Here is a 20,713-nt window from a genome sequence, read left to right on the forward strand (position 1 = left end):
ATTGCAGATAGCAACTCCCCGGCGGAGCGCAAGTTCCCTTTTTGCCCAATCGACGAAGGGGGCAGCCTAAACGGCAAACGGCATCGGCGTGCATTGCTGCACGCGATTCCGCTTTGACGCTGTCGAAGAAAATGGAGCGGGCGAAGAGATTCGAACTCTCGACCCCAACCTTGGCAAGGTTGTGCTCTACCCCTGAGCTACGCCCGCTCACTGGCGCTCCGCAATGTGGCCCGAATGGCACTCCATCGCTGGGGAGGCGGCGCGATTAGCAGCGGGCGAGCAGAGCCGCAAGCGGAAAATGTCGCGCTTGCAGAGTCGCATGCGCAAGGCCACATTCACCCTTCACATCCGCGCGATCCGCCCCACATGAGGGCAGCGCAATCCCGGCACAATCGTGCCGTCCCGCACGAATCAGGAGCACGCAGCGTGGCAAGCATGGGTCTCAATCTCGACGAGCAGAAAGCGGTCGACCGGTTCCGCAAGAACGTGGTCGAACCTTCGATGAGCAAGCTCGTCGTGCTCGATTTCTGGGCCGAATGGTGCGGGCCGTGCAAGGCGCTGGCGCCGCTGCTGGAAAAGGTCGCGGCCGAATATGCCGACAAGGGCGTGGTGCTGGTCAAGGTCAATGTCGACGAGGAACAGTTCATCGCCGCGCAGTTCCAGGTGCGCTCGATCCCGACCGTCTACGCCATGTTCCAGGGCCAGCCGGTGGCCGATCTGACGCAGGCGCGCACCGAGTCGCAGTTGAAGCAGATGCTCGACCAGATCCTGGCGCAACTGCCGGTACAGGCCGGCGCGGACGGCGGAGCACCGCAGCAGGATGTCAGCCAGTTCGTCGCAATGGGCGAACAGGTGCTGGCCGATGGTGATGGCGCGCGCGCCGCAACGATCTTTGCACAAGTGGTCGAAATGGCGCCCGACAATGTGCCCGCGCATGCCGGGCTGATCCGCGCGCTGGTGGCGGCAGGCGAAGCACCGAATGCGCAGCAGGTGTTCGATGCGCTCGATCCGGCGATCCAGCAGGATCCGGCGATGGCGGCGGCGAAGAGCGCGCTCGAACTCGCCGCGAGCCAGGTCGATGACAGCGAGTTGGCCGCGCTGCGCGAAGCCGCGGCAGCCGCCCCCGATGACATGGACAAGCAGTTCGCCTTCGCCGAGGCCGCCTTTGCCGCCGGTGCACGCGATGACGCGGCCGACACGCTGCTGGCCATGATCGCCCGCGACATCGAATGGAACGAAGGCGCCGCGCGCGCCAAGCTGCTCAAGATCTTCGAAGCGGTCGGGCTGGAGGACGAATGGGTGAAGGCCGCGCGCAGGCGGCTTTCGCAGATCCTGTTCGGCTGAGGCTGTGACGACGCGCCTCTCGATCTTCCCCCTTCCCGGCGTGATCCTGTTCCCCGGGCTGCAGCTGCCGCTGCACATCTTCGAGCCGCGCTATCGCGCGCTGGTGGGTGACGCGCTGGTGCGCGACCGCCGCATCGCGATGATCCAGCCGCAACGCCCGGTCGAAGGCGCGCCGCTCTATTCGATCGGTTGCGTCGGGCGGATCGGCGAGATCGAAGCGATGGACGACGGGCGCTACAACCTCGTGCTCGAAGGCCAGGCGCGCTTCCGCATCATCCGCGAACTCGACGTCACGACTGCGTTCCGCCAGGTCGAAGCCGAACTGATTGAGGAAGACGAGGACGCCGTCCTCTCGGCGGTCGAACGCGCCGGTTTCGAGCGCGAAGCGCGGCGCTTTGCCGACAACCAGGGCTACAGCGTCGACTGGGCCTCGGTCGAGCGGCTCGACGATGAAACGCTGATCAACGGCGTGGCGCAGATCGCGCCGTTCGATCCGGCCAGCAAGCAGGCACTGCTCGAAGCGCCCGACCTGCCCGCGCGCTGCGAACTGCTGATCCAGCTGATGTATTTCTATGGTCGCCGCGACGGCGACGACGACCGGGTCACGCTGCAATAGGGCGAAGGATTGCGAACATCCGCCGCACCCGACGAAAATTGTTGCATCTGCGAAGGGAAGTTTGACGCAGGCCTCATAAGGCCCAAACTCGGTCCGATGGATCTGCAGACCGGCCTTCCTGCTCCGCCGCCGGCGTTGTCAGCCGAACTCGAACTCAGCTTATCCGAACATTTCGCATAGATCGCATTATCATTCTGGATGAGCGGAATTGGGCCGATTGCGGACTGTCCGCTCATCAGCACCTGAGTGAGTAAAGCAGACGTTCCGCTAACGACCCAGTTGCAGACATCGCGGACTAGTCTGCAGCGATAATGCGCTCAATGGCCTCCATGGCCGGGTCAGTGCCTGCGAAGTACTCTGCCGACGTCATTACGACCGGAACATCTGGTGCAATCCAGATACGGTGGTCTTCAGCTTCGGAACGCTGGTGAAACTGCGACGAGATCAGACCACGCAGGCCACTATAGGGCAGCTGGAACCAACCTGCCTCGCTGATCGCATTTGGGCGTGACCCGCTTGGCTCGCCGACGATGATCGCGTTTGTATGCAGGTCGATATCGGTCAGAAGGTTATGGGCCGCTGAAAATGTACCGCGACCTGCTATCACAAAGATCCTGCCCTTAGGCCGTGCGCCTTCGAAATAGCTCAACACCCGAAACAAAGGTGGCAGGATTGCACCGTTCCCGCCTTGGTTGTGCCGCAGGTCAAGGATCAGGTTGTTGGCTCCTGTGCTCTCGATGCTCTCAATGAGCGACCGACTAAAGCTCGCAAGGTTCTGCTGTTCATACTCCTGAACCCAGTTGAACTGCACGAAGATTGCATCATGCTCTGGTAGGGTTTCGGACCAGTAGAGGCGGTCACGATGTGAAAGATAGAGCGGTTGAGCTTCCCGATCCAAGGAAGGCAAGCGCGGAAAGCCGGTAAAATTCCAGTCGGTGCCGGAAAGCGATAGCTGGTACTTTTCACCCTCGTGGCTCAAAGACAAATCAACGCCGGGACCACTGTTCGCGATCCCCAGAGATACAAGCAATTCGGGCAGGCTCACGTAGTAAGGTGCCAGCCAGAGCTTCTGCATATTGTTGTCGCGCGCATTCACGGCTTGCGTCCGTTCCAGCGCTTCGGTTGCTGAAACGTTGCCAATCTGCTCGACTCGATATCCTACCCACCTCTTGTGCTCTTCATTGGCACCGACGACATACAAGCCATCGACAAACCAGTAGAACTCGAGCGGAAGGCGAGTGAAGGAGCCATGTGCGGCTCCTGTCGGTAAGATTAGGTTGTGACCGCTGCCCAGAGCACCCACTAGTTCCATGAAGCGGAAGACAACCTGCTGATCGCTCAGCGAAGGAATTTCTGCGTCAATCTCTGCGACGCGCTGCGCGATTTCTTCGCTGCTCATCGGCAATTTTGAAGGAGCCACGTGGAGACGCGCAATTTCCGATACGAGTGTTCTCAGGTCCGACCGCCAGCCTTCATCCCTAGAGATGTTAGCAGGGAGGTAGGTGCCGAGGAGGCGCTGGTACTGCTCTTCGGTAAGCGCATTGGCTAGATGCGGCCTGCCACCCAGAAACGGCCGATCATCATAGCGTGCGGCAAGGGCCTTGTCGGCCCAGACCAACGCGTTCTCACTGTCCCCCATGGCGGCATAGGCTTCAGCAATCCTGACCATGATGTCATTGGACGGGGGTGAGCCTGTGGGGATTGCATGAATGCTTGCACCGAGCGACAGAGCCTTCTCCATGGCCGATATCGCGTCCGTCCAATCTCCTGTTTGAAGGCAAGTCAGTCCGAGGAGATACCAAGTGTTTCCGTCGTCTGCATATTGCGATGTCAGGCTCTCCAACAAGGGTTTTGCTTCCGCCCAGTTCTCAGCACGAACAAGGGAAATCGCCTCTTCGCGCATCGCGAAATAAGCAGCACCATCGTTGACTAGTTCTCTTTGCGCATCATGCACAAAGGCATCGTTGGTCCAGAGGGCAGAGTCTTGAGCGAGCACGGTTGAGGGAACCCCCAAAGCTAGTGCAGTTGGAAGGACGACGTGGCGAAGCGATGTGCTTTTGGTCACTTGCTATCGAGAGAAAATGGTCCTGACACTTGTGCACTCTTGCACGGCTAGCACCGCCTGACAACGTCCGCTTTCCACCCAATCGCGGACATTGCCTGCTATTGGACAGGTTCTCGAAAGCGGACGATCTAGCCACGAACGGTAATCCAGCCCTGCCTCCAGGGTTTGACTGGACTTCGCCCCGAAGCTGAGCATTGCTGTCGGTGCGCCCGGCAAGCCGGGCTTGTCCCGGTGACGACGGCCATTTTGGTCGCTGCATCACCGGAGACTAACCATGACCAACACGACTACCAGATCGGCGAGCAAGCTCGACCAGCTCGAGGTGCTACTGATGCGCAAGGACGGCGCGAACATCGCCGAGATGGTGACAGCCACCGGATGGCAAGCGCACTCGGTGCGCGGCGTCATGGCCGGAGCACTGAAGAAGCGCGGGCTCACCATTATCTCGGAGAAGATCGATGGCGTGCGCCGCTACCGCGCAGGCAAATCGGCATGACTGCCGATGTCGAGGAACTGGTTGCAGCCATAAGCGAGATGGAGCTCGATCAGCTGCGCGCACTATGGAGGCGGCGCTTTGACGCCCCTCCACAACTGCGCTCGCTGCCGCTTATGCGGTTACAGCTGGCGTGGCGGGTGCAGGCTGAGGCCTTCGGCGGTCTCGACGCGGAAACCAGGAAGGCGCTTGCCCGAAGTGGCTCGGTCGAGCCTGAAGGCAAGGAGCTCGGTATCGGCGCCCAGCTCTCTCGCAACTGGAATGGTAGGAAGATTGAAGTGGTGGTCGATGAGCATGGCTTCCGCTGGGAGGGCCAGCTCTATCCTTCGCTTTCAGCTGCTGCCCGAGCGATCACCGGTATCCGCTGGAACGGGCCGCGCTTCTTTGGCCTCAGGCAATAGCTATGGGCACGACCAGACCGGACGAGATCCGCTGCGCGGTCTATACACGCAAGTCGAGCGAAGAGGGCCTCGATCAGGACTTCAACTCATTGGATGCCCAGCGCGTTGCTGCCGACGCCTATGTCGCGAGCCAGGCCGGCGAAGGCTGGTCACTCATCCCTGAGCATTACGACGATGGCGGCTTCTCAGGGGGCAACATGGAGCGCCCCGGCCTCATGCGCCTGCTTGCCGATATCGAAGCGGGTGAGATCGATGTGGTGGTGGTCTACAAGATCGACCGGCTGACCCGTTCGCTCACCGACTTTGCGCGCATCGTCGAGATCTTCGAGAAGGCAGGCGTCAGCTTTGTCTCGGTCACACAGTCGTTCAATACCACGAGCTCAATGGGAAGGCTGATGCTCAACGTGCTCCTCTCCTTCGCGCAGTTCGAACGCGAGGTCACCGGCGAACGGATCCGCGACAAGATCGCCGCCTCCAAGGCCCGCGGCATGTGGATGGGCGGCCTGCCGCCGCTGGGCTATGATATCCCCGCACCGGGATCACGCACGCTGAGGCTGATCGAGGAAGAGGCCGAACGCGTGGGGCACATCTTCAACCGCTACCTCGCGCTGGGCTCGGTCTACACCTTGCAGCGCGAACTTGAAGCAGGCTGTATCACCTCCAAGCGGCACGTAACCCAAAAGGGCAAGGTGCTGGGCGGATCGCACTTCAGCCGCGGCGCGCTGTTCCATCTCCTGAGGAACAAGACCTATCTCGGCCTCATCACCCACAAGGGGGAGACCCACCAGGGCGAGCATACCGCAATCATCGACCAGGACCTGTTCGACAAGGTGCAGGAGCAGCTCGATGCGAACTCGAGGCGGCGGGCCGCAAGCATCGAGCGCACGGTTGCCAAGGCTCCACTCACGGGAAAGCTCTTCGATACAGTTGGCGAACCCATGACCCCGGCCTTTGCCCGCAACCGTCATGGCAAACTCTACCGCTATTATGTCTCGGCCTCGCTCCAGCAGGGCCAGAAGGCACCTGATGATGATCAAGTCCGCCGGCTTCCGGGCGCAAGGCTCGATGCGATCATCAGCGAGTTGCTCACGCGCTGGCTGCCGAGGGTCGATGATCCGCTGACATTCCTTCAAGAGGTTCGCCTCACCGCGCACGGATTACTTGTCTCGCTCAGCGGCGACCACGCGATCGCGTTTGCCCATGTGTTGGAAGAAGGTGAGCGCATTGTCTCGGCAAGCAGGCAGCGCACCGTCATCGAGGTCGAGCTTGCCCTGCCGCTACGCGGCGGCAAGCGCCATATCATCGTCGGAAAGCGCAATCCTCGTCAACGCGACCGAACGCTGATCGCAGCTTTACGGCGCGCGCATGGCATGACCTCAAGGGAGCGCGGCATGCCGCTGGTCGAGACAGCACCATCCTCACCTTATGATAGCCGCATCCAGCGCCTCGCCTTCCTCGCCCCCGATATCCAGCGAGCGATCGTCGAAGGCGCCCAGCCGCCAGGCCTCAACCTCGAGCGCCTGGTCAAAGCCAACCTGCCAATCAGCTGGAAAGAGCAGCGCAGGATGCTGGGTTTCAAGGCCGATTGAGGCTCCCTGCTATCGAGAACCCGTTGCCTGATCGCACCCAATCAATTCCCTGCTCATGCAATTAAATTCCCTGATATTCGAACAGCAGGGAAACCGCGTTTCGTCTCATCCAGGCAACTGATTTTACAGGGGTAAATCTCCAGTATCTTGGCGCGGACCGGTTCAAACAGCCTGATTTGGGCCAGATGTTTCCAATATTCCCTGCAAATTCCCTGAAAGCAGGGAAACCCAACCGATTGTGAACGGCGCAGAGACAGGCCGCCAAATCCATCCCCGATATCGCCGGAGACTTAGCTCAAACTCGGGCAGGTCGAGGGATTGGGCCCGAATGACGCCCACACTTCCGACGCTTACACCGCTACCCTGTTAACAGAGACCAATGTCGGGGGTGGGTGGCGGAGCAGGAGGGATTCGAACCCTCGATACGGGGTTACCGTATACACACTTTCCAGGCGTGCGCCTTCGACCACTCGGCCACTGCTCCGCGTGCCCCGTTGTTGGCCTACCGCGCGGTGCGCTACTTGAGGCCTGAGACAGACCGGCGCGGATAGCTGGGTGCTCCCCCTTTCGCAAGCGCCAAACCGGTGGCAAACAAGCCACCATGATCACGCTCATCGTTTGCGCCGCATCGGCCCTCGCCTTCTCCGCAACCGCTCTGGCCCGGGAAAGTGCGCCAACAGTCCCCTCGCCCAACGAGATCGTCGCCGCTGCGCCGCAATCGGACTGGGTGCGGATCCCGGCGGATGAGCTGCTGGTGATGGACCTCGCCCCCGATGCCGAAGGCAACCCGCGCCGGGTGGTGATCCAGTTGATGCCACCGCCCTTCAGCAAGGGCTGGGTGCACAATATCAAGCTGCTCGCGCGCAGCGGCTGGTTCGACAACATCAGCATCAACCGCGTGCAGGACAATTACGTCGTGCAGTGGGGCGACCCCAATTACGACAACCCCGAGGCCGAAGGCGAAACGAAGAAGCTGCCCGAGGGTATGAAGGTGATGGGGGAGGACGAGTACGTTGTCAGAAACCTTATCCCTCTCTCTAACGCCATCAGCGCGGCATTTGCTCGCAACAAAGCGGCCAACGCTAACGATGGCCCAAAGGAGATCTCCGTATACCTAGGCGACGCATACCAAGTGACTCCCTTTCATTTTGAAGGTTGGCCAATCACACTTGGGTTTTCAAACTCGATCGCTGACGAGGCGGCACCAGTCCATTGCTACGGTATGGTCGGGGTCGGTCGGAATCTCTCGCCCGACACGGGATCTGGCGCGGAACTCTACACGGTGATCGGCCATGCGCCGCGGCACCTTGATCGCAATATCGCGCTGGTCGGTCGTGTGGTCGAGGGGATGGAACACCTTTCCTCGTTGCCGCGCGGCAAGGGCGAGCTGGGCTTCTACGCCGATTTCGAAAAGGACAAGCGCACACCGATCCTTACCGTTCGGATGGTGAGTGATCTCCCGGCCTCAAGTAGCGAAGCGGTAGGCCAGCAAGGACTCCCACAACCCGCCTTCGAGTACCTGAGCACCGAAAGCGAAAGTTTCGCCCGCTATGCCGAGGCGCGCGCCAACCGCCGCGACGCCTTTTTCATCCATCCGGCAGGCGGCGCGGACATCTGCAATATCCCGGTGCCGGTGCGGCGCGTGCCGAGCGAGTGACCCTTCGACAAGCTCAGGGTGAACGGGTTAGCCACACCGCCCCGCTCACCCGCTGGCAGGGCGATCGCGGCACCTGGCACCTGCTTGTCATCACCGGTGAAGCTGCCGAAACAATCGCGATGCATGCGCGGCTCTATCGGCTCGAATATGGCAGACAGCGCGGCTTCGGCTCGGTCAAGGTCATGGCGCGCATCGGCGACACCGAATGGAAGAGTTCCGTCTTCCCGCAAAAGGAGTCCCTGCCCTCAAGTAGCGAAGCGATAGGGCGACAAAGACGCGAGTGGATACTTCTCGTTAGCCGCAAGGTGATGCGAGCCGAAGACATTGTCGCCGGCGATCAGGTCTGCGTGGAGCTGGAACTGCTCTAGAGCTTCTGCATCAATTCGATACGGTTGCCGAAGGGGTCCGCGACATCCCCCCGCCGATAGCCCTTCAGCGGCTTGCCCGGCGTAAAGGGAATGCCGCTTTCTTCGAGCCGAGTAACCAGCGAGGCCAGATCGTCGACCAGCAATGCGGGATGCGCGCGCTGCGCCGGGAGGAAATCCTGCTCGACCCCGCAATGGATATGCGCCGTGCCGCTGGAGAACCAGCAGCCGCCGCTGATCGCGAGATGCGCGGGCTTGGGCACTTCAACCATGCCCAGCACATCGACGAAGAACTGCCGCGCTTCGTATTCGCCGCCATGCGGCATCGCCAGCTGGACATGGTCGATGCCGATGACCCGGGCCAAGCGCGCCTCCTAGATCCGTTCTGCCTGTGCGACTGCGTCACTCGCTCGCAAGGCGCTGAGGATGCGCGTAAGGTGCGCCAAATCCTGCACTTCGCTGTCGATCTCATAGGTGGTGAATGGATGGTCGGTCTCGACCTGGTCGAGCGCCTTCACGTTCACATGGTTTTGCGCGAAAATCCCCGCCATCTCGGCCAGCGTGCCGGGCCGGTCATACAGCGTCACGCGCAAGCGGCCGACCGCACCCTGCGAGCGACGGCCCCAGCTGAGGTCGAGCCAGTCGGCATCGACGCCATTGGCAAGCTTGAAGCAGCCGATCGAGTGCACTTCCACCGGCTCGCCCTTCTTGCGGAGCCCCACGATCCGGTCGCCCGGCACGGGGTGGCAGCATTCGGCGAGGTGGAAGCCGACGCCGGGAGTTAGCCCGCGGATCGAGATCTGGTGCTCGCGCCGGGTCCAGTCGTCATCGTCGCCGAGATCGTTGGTGCAGCCTGGCACCAGCGCCTCCATCACTTCGCGGTCGGTCAGGCGCGCCGCGCCAATCGCGAACATCAGGTCTTCCTCGTCGATCAGCTCAAGCCGTTTTACGGCTTCGCGCACGGCCTTCTTGCCGATCCGCGCAGGCACCTTGGTGGCGATCTCGTCGAACAGCTTGCGGCCGATTTCGGCGATTTCGGCGCGCTCCTTGAGCCGCACCGCACGACGGATCGCCGCGCGCGCCTTGCCGGTCACGACGAAGCCGAGCCACGAAAGCTGCGGCTCCGCAGTTTTGCTCTTGATGATTTCGACCACATCGCCATTCGCCAGCGGCGTGCGCAGCGGCATGTGCCGCCCGTTGATCTTCGCGCCCACCGCTTGCGCGCCCAGATCGGTATGCACCGCGAAAGCGAAATCGACCGGAGTTGCCCCTTTGGGGAGCTGGAACAACCCGCCCTTGGGTGTGAAGGCAAAAATGCGGTCCTGGTAGATCGCCAGCCTCGTGTGCTCGAGCAGTTCCTCAGCATCATGGCTGGCATCGACGATTTCGATCAGGTCGCGCAGCCAGCCGACCTGCCCGTCAGGCCGGTCACCTTGCTTGTAGGCCCAATGCGCAGCCAGCCCGAACTCGTTGGTCATATGCATCGCGCGGGTGCGGATCTGCACCTCCACCCGCATCGAATTCTCATACATCAACGAAGTGTGGAGCGACTTGTAGCCGTTGCTCTTGGGCGTCGAGATGTAATCCTTGAATTTGCCCGGCAGGAACTGCCACGTGGTATGCAGCACGCCCATGGCGGCATAGCAATCCGCCTCGGTGTCGCAGATCACGCGGAAGGCCATGATATCGGTCACCTGTTCGAAGCTGACATGGCGTTCGGCCATCTTCTTCCAGATCGAATAGGGATGTTTCTCGCGGCCCGAGACCTCGACCTTGAGCCCCGCTTCGGCGAGCCGCTGTTTGACCTTGAGCGCAATCGCATCGACCTGCCCGCCGTCCTGGCTGCGCAGTTCCTCGAGCTTCTTCGTGATCGTGGCATAGGCCTCGGGCTCAAGCTGCTCGAAGGCGAGTAACTGCATCTCGCGCATGTATTCATACATGCCCACCCGCTCGGCGAGCGGGGCGTAAATATCCATCGTCTCGCGCGCGATGCGCTGGCGCTTCTCCGGCGACTTGATGAAATGCAGCGTGCGCATGTTGTGCAAGCGGTCAGCCAGCTTGACCAGCAGGACGCGAATGTCCTCGCTCATCGCCAGCAGGAACTTGCGCAAATTCTCCGCCGCGCGCTCGTTCTCGGCCATATGCTCGATCTTCGAGAGCTTGGTCACGCCGTCGACCAGCCGCGCGACATCGGTGCCGAAATTGGCTTCGATATCCTCGATCGTGGCCAGCGTGTCTTCGACCGTATCGTGCAGCAGAGCGGTGATGATGGTCTGCTGGTCGAGCTTCAGATCGGTCATCAGCCCGGCAACTTCGACCGGATGGCTGAAATAGGGATCGCCGCTGGCGCGCCGCTGCGTACCATGCTTCTGCACCGTGTAGACATAGGCGCGGTTGAGCGCCGCCTCATCGGCGTCCGGGTCGTAACCGAGGACCCGTTCAACAAGTTCGTATTGGCGAAGCATCGTGCCCTGAATGTGCGGTGCAGCGGGGCTTATTGCAATGCGGAAATTCTCGGATGCGCGGAAGCAATGTGCGCGCAGCCCGCAGGGGCGGCCCTCATCGCGGCGGAGGATTCAGCTCCACACCGCTTCAGGCGGCAGGCTCATGAGAATGGCATCGACATTGCCGCCGGTCTTGAGCCCGAACAGCGTGCCCCGGTCGTAAACGAGGTTGAATTCAGCATAGCGCCCGCGCCATTGCAGCTGGGTCTGCTTTTCTTCGGGCGTGAACTCGCTGCCCATCCGCCGCCGCACGAGTTGCGGGAAGATGTCGAGAAATGCCTTCCCGACATCCTGGGTGAAGGCGAAATTGCGCTCGAACGCCGCCTCGTCGGTGCATTCGAGGTGATCGTAGAAGATCCCGCCTACGCCGCGATGCACCCCGCGATGCGGGATGAAGAAATAGTCGTCAGCCCATTTCTTGAAGCGTTCGTAATAGGTCGGATTGTGCGCCGCACAGGCCGCGCGAAAGCGCGCGTGGAAATCCGCCGTGTCCTCTTCATAAGGGAGCGGCGGATTGAGGTCCGCCCCGCCGCCGAACCACGCCGCCTGGGTCGTCAGGAAGCGCGTGTTCATATGCACCGCGGGCACATGCGGGTTGGCCATATGCGCAACCAGGCTGATGCCGGTGGCGGTGAAGCCCGGTTCCTCGGCGCTCGCGCCATTGATGGTCGCGGCGAATTCCTTGCTGAAATTGCCCTTCACGGTCGAGACATTGACCCCGACCTTCTCGAACACCTTGCCTTTCATCAGGCCCCGCGTGCCGCCGCCGGGATCGGGATTGCCCGCTTCCTCGCGGTTCCATCTCGTATATTCGAAGGCTGCGTCCGATCCGGCCTCGCGCTCGATCGTTTCGAATTCGGTGCAGATCTGGTCGCGCAGGCTTTCGAACCATTGCTGCGCGCGGGCGGTGTAGGGTGTCCAATCGGTCATGGCATCCCCTTGCCAAAGCGCGCGGGGCGCGGCAAGTGAGAGCGATGGTTCCCCTTTCGTTCGCCCCGATGGAATTTGCCGGCCACGAATTGCTGCTGGCCGAGGGGCGCGCGCTGTACTGGCCGCGCGAGCAGGCCTTGCTGGTGGCCGATCTGCACCTCGAAAAGGCGAGCTTTTATGCGCGCCATGGCCAGATGCTTCCGCCCTATGACAGCCGCGAGACGCTGGAGCGCGTGGCCGATGCAGTCAGGCAGACCGGCGCGCGGCGCGTGATTACCCTGGGTGACAATTTCCACGATGAGGGTGGCACTTCGCGGCTCGATCCCTATGCTGCAGGCATGCTTGAGGCGCTGACCCGTGCGCTGGACTGGGTATGGATCACCGGCAACCATGACGGGCAGATGCAACGCGGTTTCGGCGGTACGCTGGTGGAAGAGCTCGAGTTGGGCGGCGTGATCCTGCGGCATGAAGCGCAATCGGGAGAGGCACGCCCTGAGCTTTCGGGCCATTTCCATCCCAAGGTGCGGGTGAAAGTGCGCGACCGGCATATCAGCCGCCCCTGCGCGGTGGTGAGCCGTGGTGCCGGGAAATCTGACCGGATGATCCTGCCGGCCTTCGGTGCGCTCACCGGCGGGATGGACGCGGGCGCACCCGAAATCCGTGCTGCGCTGATGCCCGCCAGCCGGATCGATGCGGTGCTTCCGGCGAGGGGAAAGCTGGTGCAATTGCCGCTTTGGCGCGAAGCCGCGTAACCCCTAGCGTTCGGCCCCGTTTGTCCCTACATAGCGGCCACAGAATCAAGGCTGAAACAGGAGAAAACCCCATAGCCCGTCCACCCCGGCGTTCGCTGGCCCCGCCTATCAAGAGCGGCCCGCGCTACGATGAATTTATCCAGTCCGACAAGGTACGCGTGATCGATCACGAAGGTGAAAACCTTGGCGTGATGTACACCCGCGAAGCGATCGAGCAGGCCAACGAACTCGGCCTCAACCTCGTCGAAGTTTCTCCCAACGCCGATCCGCCGGTGGCCAAGTTCCTCGATGTGGGCAAGTACCGCTACGAGGCGCAGAAGAAAGCCAACGCTGCACGCAAGACCCAAAAGACGCAGGAGATCAAAGAGATCAAGATGCGTCCCAACATCGACACGCACGACTATGACGTGAAGATGCGCAATGTGAACAAGTTCATCGAGCATGGCGACAAGGTGAAGGTCACCCTGCGTTTCCGCGGCCGCGAAATGGCGCACCAGGAACTCGGCATGAACCTGCTCAAGCGGGTGCAGGACGATGTGGCAGAGATCGCCAAGGTCGAAGCTTTCCCGCGGCTCGAAGGCCGCCAGATGCTAATGGTGCTAGCTCCGAAGTAAACCGATGCCGCCATTCTGGAACCGAGCAAGGGGCGTGTCCGAAAGGCGCGCCCTTTTCTCTTTCCTGGTGCCAAACGGCTCGACGAGCGACTTGTGTTAGTCGACCGAAGTCATTGATGGTTCATTGGGATCGTTTATTTTAGCGGCGTAAAGATTTGCACCCCCCTGGGCACGGAACGCCAGATTGCGCGTTTGCCCATTCAGTACCCCGATTGGAGCCGTTATGCTTAAGTCGCTGCTTGCCGGTGTCGGCATCGTCGCCCTTGCTTTCACAGCGACGGCCTATGCCGAGACTTCTGATGCGCCGACCAGCCAAGCGATCGCGCAGTTCGTCCCTCACCCCTCAGGCAGGGCGACAAGGTTCGATTTCAGCCATTGGGACCAGGCGCTCGATTTCTTCGTGCTCGAACTGGGGCCGTCGCTGCGCGAGAATGCCTTCCGGCCGGACGCGGATGTCGGATCGAGATTGGTCTACGGCCATACGTCTAGGTACCGGCTCGAAGGCAACCGGGTCGTATTCTCGATGCTGGAACCCGAAGTGATCGAGACGCTGACCGAATACCGCAAAGACCTCGAGCACATCGGCAACACAGTCGATATCGGCAGCATGCCGCGTAACGAACAGCTGGCCTTCTGGATCAATTTGCACAACGTGGCGATGGTCGAACAGATCGCCCGCGCCTATCCTGTCAGGCAGCCGCGCAGCATCAAGATCGATGGCCGGTCGCTCGACGAAGCGCCCATCCTTACGATCAGGGGCGTGGCCCTGAGCCCGCGCGACATCCGTACTCGGATTGTCTATCCCAACTGGAAGGAGCCGAACGTGATCTACGGCTTTTTCCGCGGGGAAATCGGCGGTCCTTCGCTGCAGTCCAACGCCTTTAACGGCGAAAATGTCGGCGCCTTGCTTGAACTCTCGGCCAATGAATTCGTGAACTCCCTGCGCGGCGTCCAATCGAGCGGCGACACGCTGCTGGTTTCCGAGATATACGAAGAGGCCCGACCCTTTTTCTTCGCCGACTGGCCCGAATCCTTGCGCGAGCATATCCGGCATCACGCCGACGATGATGTGCAGTCGATCCTGGCCAAGACCGGTCCCGTCAACGCCTCGATCTACGAGCACGACATCGCCGACCTTGCCGGCGGCGAGCGCACCCCGATTTACAGCAATGTCGAAAGCTGCGGTGGCGCGGGCGGCGGCCAGACCGGCATGGGCGATTGTTCGCCGATCAGTTCGCGAATTCCGCAAAACGTTTTACGTTTCGTTCAGGAGCGGTCCGTCAAGGTCAATGCACTGATTAAGCGAGGCCGCCTTGGCCGCGTTATCATCGGGCAGACCGATGCCGACGGGAACCCGGTCGAAGTCGAATAGCCACCGGATAATTCTGCTTTCCGACAATGCTTTGGCCTTGTGCCGAGGCGTGTGGACTTGTTACCCCCTCGCCAGCACGCATCAGCGTCGCAACGGGGGAGCAGAATGACTGCCAAACGCATCGGGTTGATACTTGGACCGCTGGCCTTTGCGGTGACTGCCTTGACCGCGCCGCCCGCCGGCATGCCAGCCGCGGCATGGCTGGTCGCGGGGCTGGTCGTGTGGATGGCGGCGTGGTGGATGACCGAGGCGATCCCGCTCACGGCAACGGCGCTGCTTCCGTTCATTGTCCTGCCGTTCGGCGGAGTAGGCAGCGCGCGCGAAGTCGCCTCAAGCTATTATTCGCCGATCCTGTTCTTGATCCTGGGCGGCGCCTTCATCGCGCTGGCGATCGAGCGCACCGGCCTCCACAAACGGCTGAGCCTCGCCATCCTGCGCATGGTCGGCGCAAGCGGCGGGCAAACGCAATTGCTGCTTGCTTTCATGATCAGCGCGGCACTGCTTTCCATGCTCATCTCCAACACTTCGACCGCGCTCATCATGATGCCCATGGCGCTGGCGGTGCTGGCGGGCGGCGGGGTTCCCGATGAGGACAAGGAGGGGCTCGCAGGTGCTCTGCCGATGGGGATCGCCTTTGCCGCGAGTATCGGCGGGCTCGGCACCGTGGTCGGATCGCCCACCAACGCCATTGCAGTCGGCCTGCTCGACACCATCGCCGGGGTGCGGATCAGCTTCGCCGAGTGGTCGCTCTATGGCATGCCGATCGTGATCGTCGGCGTCCCGCTCGCCGCGTGGATCGTCGCCCGGACGCAGAAGGTCGCCGCGCACCCCTTCGACGTCGCCAAGGCGCGGGTAGCAATCGACACGCATGCGGCCTGGACAATGCCTGAGAAGCGACTGGTGCCGCTCGTCGCGCTGACCTTCGTCGCGTGGATGAGCGTGCCGCTGGTCGAGCCCTACCTGCCAGGCGGGAGTTGGGAAGACGGGACGATCGCCATCCTCGCCGGGCTTGCACTGTTCCTGATCCCCGACGGCACCGGGCGGCCGCTGCTTGAGTGGAAGGAAGCCGACCGCGCACCATGGGGCGTGATCATGATGTTCGGCGGCGGATTGGCGCTAGCTGCCGGGATGCAGGCGTCGGGCCTCGCCGAGTGGCTGGGGCAGGCACTGCTCCCGCTCAGCAATGTGCCCTTGCCGCTGGTTGCGCTGGCGATCGTGGCAATGGTAGTGCTGGTGACCGAGTTCGCGAGCAATGTCGCGACAGCCAGCGGGATCATTCCGGTAGTCGCGAGCCTGATCGTTGCGCTGGGGGCAGACCCGATCCTGCTCGCCATGCCTGCGGCAATCGCCGCCAGCTGGGGCTTCATGCTTCCCGCCGGGACCGGGCCGAACGCCATCGCCTGGGCGACGGGTCGAATCCGGATCGAGCGCATGGTCGGCGCTGGCCTGGGGCTCGACATCCTCGGCATCGCCATGATCGTCGGTTTGGTCTGGGGCGTCGCGTCGATCGCCGGTTGATATCATTTGAAACCGGTTGAAGCGTGCCTCGCATGGCGGTATTCGCGCGGGCATCGTTTCAGGCATCCGGTGCAGAAGCGTTCCTGCGGAGGTTAGGAACGGGCGGCCCGGACGGCTCTTAACCGGCTCCTGCCTTCCTAGGAGCGTTGCGGACGCGGCCTTGACCAAGAGGCAATCCGGCAGCGCCCGCGCACAGGGAGGAATATCCATGACCGACGCTATCGACGCCGTCGACCAGCCCACGCCACGCCGCAAGCCGAAAGAGCCGATCACCACGATCGGCGGCCGCCAGATGAAACCCAGCACGCTGATGATGGGCTATGGCTATGACCCGGTGCTGTCCGAAGGTTCGCTCAAGCCGCCGATCTTCCTCACCAGCACTTTCGCCTTCGAAAACGCTGCCGCGGGCAAACGCCATTTCGAAGGCATTACCGGCAAGCGTGCGGGCGGGGCCGAAGGGCTGGTCTATTCGCGCTTCAACGGGCCGAACCAGGAAATCCTCGAAGACCGGCTGGCGATCTGGGACGGGGCTGAAGACGCGCTGAGCTTCTCCAGCGGCATGACCGCGATCTGCATCCTGATGATGGCCTTTGTCAGCCAGGGCGATGTGATCGTGCATTCGGGGCCGCTCTATGCAGCCAGTGAAGGCTTCGTTGCGCGCGTGCTGAGCAAGTTCGGCGTGACCTATGTCGACTTCCCCGCCGGCGCGACCCGCGAAGAGATCGACGCAGTGCTGGCCAAGGCCAAGGCGCAGGCCGAAGCCAATGGCGGCAAGGTCGCGATGATCTATCTCGAGAGCCCCGCCAACCCCACCAATGCGCTGGTCGATGTCGAAGCGGTGAAGGCGGCGCGCGACGCCGCGCTCGATCCTTCGGTGACACCGATCGCGATCGACAACACTTTCCTAGGCCCGCTATGGCAGCGCCCGATCGACAATGGTGCCGATATCGTGTGCTACTCGCTCACCAAATATGTCGGCGGCCATTCTGACCTTGTCGCAGGCAGCGTTTCCGGCGCCAAAAGGTGGATGGACCCGGTCCGCGCACTCCGCAACACCATGGGCGGCATCGCCGATCCCAACACCGCATGGATGCTGCTGCGCAGCCTCGAGACGGTCGAATTGCGTATGCAGCGAGCGGGCGAGAACGCCGCCAAAGTGTGCGAATATTTGCGTAGCCACCCCAAGGTCGAAGGCCTGGGCTATCTCGGCTTCATCCGCGATGCGCGCCAGCAGGATATCTTCGACCGGCATTGCAGCGGCGCCGGCTCGACCTTCTCGCTCTTCATCAAGGGCGGCGAGGCTGAGTCCTTCGCCTTCCTCGACGCGCTCAAGGTAGCCAAGCTCGCGGTCAGCCTTGGCGGGACCGAAACCCTCGCCAGCCATCCGGCCTCGATGACGCACCTCTCGGTGCCGGACGAACGCAAGGCCGCGCTCGGCATCACTGACAATCTCGTGCGCATTTCGATCGGGATCGAAGACCCGGACGATTTGATCGCCGATTTCGAGCAGGCACTGGCGAAGGTCTGAGGGCTCGCCTAACCTGCGCGCGACAATTTCGAAGGAGAGCGCAGCATGGCAGGCGACAAACCGGTATTCCTGGTACTCGGCGCGGGCGCGGGGATCGGCGGGCACGCCGCCGCGCGCTTTGTCGCCGGGGGCTATCATGCGGTGCTGGCGCGCCGCAGCGACGAGGAAGGCCTCGCCCGGCTGGTAACGCAGATCGAGCAAGCAGGCGGCTCGGCCACCGGAACGCTGCTCAATGCGAGCGAGGACGGCACGATCGAGGAACTGGTCGAACGGGTCGAACGCGACATCGGCCCCATCGATTGCGCGCTCTACAATCTGGGCGCGCAGATCGGAAACCGCAGCCTTGAAGAGACGCCGCACCGCACCTTCGAACTCGGCTGGAGGCTGGGCTGCTTCGGACTGTTTCGCCTCGCGCATGCGATGCTCCCGGCGATGGTCGAACGCGGCAAGGGCACCCTGCTTGTTACGTCTGCTACGGCGGCGGTGCGCGGCAATGCGGGCCAGCATAGCCACGCCGCGGCGATGGGCGGGCGGCGCATGCTGTGCCAGACGCTCAATGCCGAATTCGCGCCCAAGGGCGTGCATGTTGCGCATGTGATTGTCGATGGTGCGGTCGATTCACCCGATACGCTGGGCAAGATGCTGGGCGACAGGTTCGAAGCATTCAAGGATGCCAAGGGCGAAGACGGCGTGGTCGATCCTGGCGCGCTTGCCGAAACCTACTGGCACCTCGCGCAGCAACCGCGCAATTGCTGGACCCACGAGATCGACGCCAGGCCGTGGCTGGATGTTCCGTGGTGGAACGACAACCCCAGCCCGGCGATCGATACGCGCAAGTAGCGGTCAGGTCGCGCCCAGCATCTGGCCCGGCTGCGGCCCGCCGCCACCGAGCCGCATCGGCTGCGGCTTCCAATAGGTCAGCGAGCGCCACACCCATTCGAGCGGGCCGAAGCGGTAGTTGCGCAGCCAGATCAGGCTGAACACAATTTCGACCACGGCGATCGCCGCCACCAGCATGTACAGCTGCGCACGGTCAAGCTGGCCATAGAGGCCGAACCCGAAACCGTAGAACAGGAAGGTGCAGATCAGCGTCTGGCCGATATAGTTGGTCAGCGCCATCTGGCCGGCAGCGGCGAACCCCTGCTGGAGCCACTTGAAGAGACCCAGCTTCACTACCGTTAGCACCAGCCCGATATGCCCGGCCACCATGGCAAGGCGACTGAACTGGTATGTCCTTCCAGCTTCCGCCGCGGCAACCGGGCCATAATCTCCCGCGGCCAGCAGCCCAAGTTCGTAAAGCCCCAGCGGTATGCCGATGCCATAACCCACCAGCACCATCAGGCGGTAGAAGCGCACGTTACGCTCAGCCGAGAGGACTCCCCATTTGAGCAGCGCCATCCCGATGAGCATGAAGGGCAGCACGTCCGTGAACATCCAGTACGGCGCGTGCGTCCACTGGAAAGAATAGCTGAAATCGAACTGGCCCTTCACGGCCTCGACATAGGTGCCCTGATGCCACCCTTCGAACATTGCTGTCGATTCTTCGGTCGGGATGAATTCACTTTCCCGCTCCGCCCAGCTGTCGATCGACGCCTGCTGTTCCGGGCTTAGCGCCGCTCCGCTATCGGCAACGGCCTGTGCGGCAGCGGCAACCTGGGATTGGGCCGCTACTTCATGATAATCCTGGTTGCCCGAATAGGCGGCATAAAGCAGTCCGACGATCCCGACCGCAAATTGCACACGCGCAGGCAGCTTGCGGACGGCGAACAGCAAGAAACCGCACAGCGAGTAGAGAAAGAGGATTTCGCCGGTCCAAAGCAGGAGCGCCCAGTGGATCACGCCGAACAGCATGAGCCAGCTCATCCGGCGAAAATGGATCTCGGCGGTGGTGAGGCCCGCGCCGGAATTCTCCATCCGCTCGGTCATCAGCACGACCCCAGCTCCGAACAGCATCGAAAAAATGCCGCGCATGGTACCTTCGAAGCCACCGTTCATGATTTCGAACAGCTGGAGGTTCAGCCCGGTGCTGCCCCCAGCAGCATAGGGATTGCCATAGGCTTGCCAGATCATCCCGAAGGCGGAAATGTTCATCAGCAGGATGCCGAAAACGGCGATCCCGCGCAGGATATCGAGTGAATCGATGCGATTGGATTTGGCGACGGGCGCAGCAGCGCCAGCCGATTGTTCGACATTGGTCATCAGGGAACCCCCCCCAGTCCCCGAGGCAGCACATGAGGCCGCGACCCACATGCCTGGCGGCATCGCCCTCGGTGAAACGATGCTGCTGGAGGGGAGGCTATCGCTTATCGTTTGCTAAGGCAATCCGGCCGCGCGGAATGTTGGTGGGCTTCTAACCCTTCCATTCGCGGCGTTCCTCTGCCGCTTTCAGCACTTCATAGGCCAGCTGCAGCTTCTGGAACTCTGCGGCAGCGTCCTTGTCGCCCGGCTTCACGTCCGGATGGACCGTCTTGGCCTTTTCGCGCCACGCCTTCTTGATCGCGACGAAATCGGCATCGGCTTCTAGCTCGAGCACGCCCAGCGCGCGCATTTCGTCCTGGCTGCGGCTGCCGTCGCCCGCGCCGGCCCAGCCATAATGCGAAGCTTCGGCATAGCCCGAATTGTCGCGCCGTTCGGTGCGCGCGCGCTCTTCGCGTTCAGCCTTGTCGAGCCCTTCGAAATAGTCCCACTTCGAATTGTATTCCGCCGCATGCTGCTGGCAGAAATACCACCGGTCGGGGCTGTTGGGCGCCTTGGGTGCAGGGCAATTGCCGGGTTCATCGCAGCCGTGCCGATCGCATAGGCGCACGCTGGCCGCCTCGCGCGAGCTGCCATAGCCCCGCCAGCGCGGAAAACCCCAGTCGAGCGAACGGCGCGGTTTAGGCATGGGTACCCCTGCTGCAAATCGCCTGCCATGTCGTTCGTCTGACGCACATAGCATTCAGTCTAGGGGCGTTTGCGATTGTTT

Annotated in this window: 19 protein-coding genes and 2 tRNA genes; 13 read left to right on the forward strand and 8 right to left on the reverse strand. The window is 62.2% G+C overall.

All coding sequences use genetic code 11. The features are described from left to right. Positions 1 to 132 precede the first annotated feature (132 nt). A tRNA-Gly gene (locus VRS74_RS04675) sits at positions 133 to 207 on the reverse strand. A 228-nt stretch (positions 208 to 435) separates the two neighbouring features. On the opposite strand from VRS74_RS04675, the gene VRS74_RS04680 reads away from it, so the two are divergent. Both VRS74_RS04680 and VRS74_RS04685 read left to right on the forward strand, forming a co-directional pair. Further along, positions 436 to 1,344: a tetratricopeptide repeat protein gene (locus VRS74_RS04680; RefSeq protein ID WP_354144149.1), complete on the forward strand. Its 909-nt coding sequence runs from the start codon at positions 436 to 438 to the stop codon at positions 1,342 to 1,344. 4 nt (positions 1,345 to 1,348) lie between these two features. After that, positions 1,349 to 1,960: an LON peptidase substrate-binding domain-containing protein gene (locus VRS74_RS04685; protein ID WP_354144079.1), complete on the forward strand. Its 612-nt coding sequence runs from the start codon at positions 1,349 to 1,351 to the stop codon at positions 1,958 to 1,960. Positions 1,961 to 2,255: 295 nt separating this feature from the next. On the opposite strand, the gene VRS74_RS04690 is transcribed toward VRS74_RS04685, so the two are convergent. Beyond that, positions 2,256 to 4,025, reverse strand: a complete 1,770-nt coding sequence (locus VRS74_RS04690; RefSeq protein ID WP_354144080.1) for a tetratricopeptide repeat protein — start codon at positions 4,023 to 4,025, stop codon at positions 2,256 to 2,258. Between the two features lie 274 nt (positions 4,026 to 4,299). On the opposite strand from VRS74_RS04690, the gene VRS74_RS04695 reads away from it, so the two are divergent. Genes VRS74_RS04695 through VRS74_RS04705 form a run of 3 tightly spaced genes read left to right on the forward strand, consistent with a single transcriptional unit; the run spans position 4,300 to position 6,508 of the window. Next, positions 4,300 to 4,521: a DUF3489 domain-containing protein gene (locus tag VRS74_RS04695; RefSeq protein ID WP_354144081.1), complete on the forward strand. Its 222-nt coding sequence runs from the start codon at positions 4,300 to 4,302 to the stop codon at positions 4,519 to 4,521. After that, on the forward strand, positions 4,518 to 4,919 hold the full coding sequence (locus VRS74_RS04700) for a DUF2924 domain-containing protein (RefSeq protein WP_354144082.1): 402 nt from the start codon (positions 4,518 to 4,520) through the stop codon (positions 4,917 to 4,919). The genes VRS74_RS04695 and VRS74_RS04700 overlap by 4 nt, the downstream gene beginning before the upstream one ends. 2 nt (positions 4,920 to 4,921) lie before the next feature. Further along, a complete protein-coding gene (locus tag VRS74_RS04705; RefSeq protein ID WP_354144083.1) occupies positions 4,922 to 6,508 on the forward strand; it encodes a recombinase family protein in 1,587 nt (528 codons plus the stop codon). A gap of 393 nt (positions 6,509 to 6,901) precedes the next feature. On the opposite strand, the gene VRS74_RS04710 is transcribed toward VRS74_RS04705, so the two are convergent. Continuing rightward, a tRNA-Ser gene (locus VRS74_RS04710) sits at positions 6,902 to 6,992 on the reverse strand. A gap of 117 nt (positions 6,993 to 7,109) precedes the next feature. On the opposite strand from VRS74_RS04710, the gene VRS74_RS04715 reads away from it, so the two are divergent. Together VRS74_RS04715 and VRS74_RS04720 are read left to right on the forward strand one after the other, a co-directional pair. After that, positions 7,110 to 8,165 carry a peptidylprolyl isomerase gene (locus VRS74_RS04715; RefSeq protein ID WP_354144084.1) on the forward strand — a complete coding sequence of 352 codons (1,056 nt, stop codon included), beginning with the start codon at positions 7,110 to 7,112 and terminating at the stop codon, positions 8,163 to 8,165. Continuing rightward, the gene (locus tag VRS74_RS04720; RefSeq protein ID WP_354144085.1) at positions 8,162 to 8,533 is read left to right on the forward strand and encodes a DUF1905 domain-containing protein; all 372 of its coding nucleotides are present in this window, start codon (positions 8,162 to 8,164) and stop codon (positions 8,531 to 8,533) included. Before VRS74_RS04715 ends, VRS74_RS04720 begins: the two co-directional genes overlap by 4 nt. On the opposite strand, the gene VRS74_RS04725 is transcribed toward VRS74_RS04720, so the two are convergent. The 3 genes from VRS74_RS04725 to hemF all read right to left on the reverse strand — a co-directional run bounded on the left by VRS74_RS04725 (position 8,530) and on the right by hemF (position 11,964). Beyond that, entirely contained in the window at positions 8,530 to 8,895 is a 366-nt protein-coding gene (locus tag VRS74_RS04725) for a VOC family protein (protein WP_354144086.1), read from the reverse strand. The two genes, VRS74_RS04720 and VRS74_RS04725, sit on opposite strands and share 4 nt — an antisense overlap. A gap of 9 nt (positions 8,896 to 8,904) precedes the next feature. Beyond that, complete coding sequence (locus tag VRS74_RS04730) at positions 8,905 to 10,995, reverse strand: RelA/SpoT family protein (protein ID WP_354144087.1); 2,091 nt, start codon at positions 10,993 to 10,995, stop codon at positions 8,905 to 8,907. 111 nt (positions 10,996 to 11,106) lie between these two features. Next, positions 11,107 to 11,964, reverse strand: a complete 858-nt coding sequence (gene hemF / locus VRS74_RS04735; RefSeq protein ID WP_354144088.1) for an oxygen-dependent coproporphyrinogen oxidase — start codon at positions 11,962 to 11,964, stop codon at positions 11,107 to 11,109. Positions 11,965 to 12,008: 44 nt separating this feature from the next. On the opposite strand from hemF, the gene pdeM reads away from it, so the two are divergent. From pdeM to VRS74_RS04765, 6 genes are all read left to right on the forward strand, one after another. After that, complete coding sequence (gene pdeM, locus VRS74_RS04740) at positions 12,009 to 12,716, forward strand: ligase-associated DNA damage response endonuclease PdeM (RefSeq protein ID WP_435521370.1); 708 nt, start codon at positions 12,009 to 12,011, stop codon at positions 12,714 to 12,716. 95 nt (positions 12,717 to 12,811) lie between these two features. Beyond that, on the forward strand, positions 12,812 to 13,330 hold the full coding sequence (gene infC / locus VRS74_RS04745) for a translation initiation factor IF-3 (protein WP_354144151.1): 519 nt from the start codon (positions 12,812 to 12,814) through the stop codon (positions 13,328 to 13,330). 223 nt (positions 13,331 to 13,553) lie between these two features. Further along, on the forward strand, positions 13,554 to 14,702 hold the full coding sequence (locus tag VRS74_RS04750; RefSeq protein WP_354144089.1) for a DUF547 domain-containing protein: 1,149 nt from the start codon (positions 13,554 to 13,556) through the stop codon (positions 14,700 to 14,702). A gap of 105 nt (positions 14,703 to 14,807) precedes the next feature. After that, positions 14,808 to 16,220 carry an SLC13 family permease gene (locus tag VRS74_RS04755; protein WP_354144090.1) on the forward strand — a complete coding sequence of 471 codons (1,413 nt, stop codon included), beginning with the start codon at positions 14,808 to 14,810 and terminating at the stop codon, positions 16,218 to 16,220. 208 nt (positions 16,221 to 16,428) lie between these two features. Next, the gene (locus tag VRS74_RS04760; RefSeq protein WP_354144091.1) at positions 16,429 to 17,748 is read left to right on the forward strand and encodes a cystathionine gamma-synthase family protein; all 1,320 of its coding nucleotides are present in this window, start codon (positions 16,429 to 16,431) and stop codon (positions 17,746 to 17,748) included. Between the two features lie 45 nt (positions 17,749 to 17,793). After that, entirely contained in the window at positions 17,794 to 18,588 is a 795-nt protein-coding gene (locus tag VRS74_RS04765) for an SDR family NAD(P)-dependent oxidoreductase (protein ID WP_354144092.1), read from the forward strand. A gap of 3 nt (positions 18,589 to 18,591) precedes the next feature. Here VRS74_RS04765 and VRS74_RS04770 read toward each other — a convergent pair whose 3' ends face one another. Together VRS74_RS04770 and VRS74_RS04775 are read right to left on the reverse strand one after the other, a co-directional pair. Then, a complete protein-coding gene (locus tag VRS74_RS04770) occupies positions 18,592 to 19,947 on the reverse strand; it encodes a DUF418 domain-containing protein (RefSeq protein ID WP_354144093.1) in 1,356 nt (451 codons plus the stop codon). A 151-nt stretch (positions 19,948 to 20,098) separates the two neighbouring features. Next, complete coding sequence (locus VRS74_RS04775; protein WP_354144094.1) at positions 20,099 to 20,632, reverse strand: J domain-containing protein; 534 nt, start codon at positions 20,630 to 20,632, stop codon at positions 20,099 to 20,101. Positions 20,633 to 20,713 lie beyond the last annotated feature (81 nt).

Source organism: Altererythrobacter litoralis (genome assembly GCF_036324225.1).
GTDB classification, from domain to species: domain Bacteria; phylum Pseudomonadota; class Alphaproteobacteria; order Sphingomonadales; family Sphingomonadaceae; genus Erythrobacter; species Erythrobacter litoralis_A.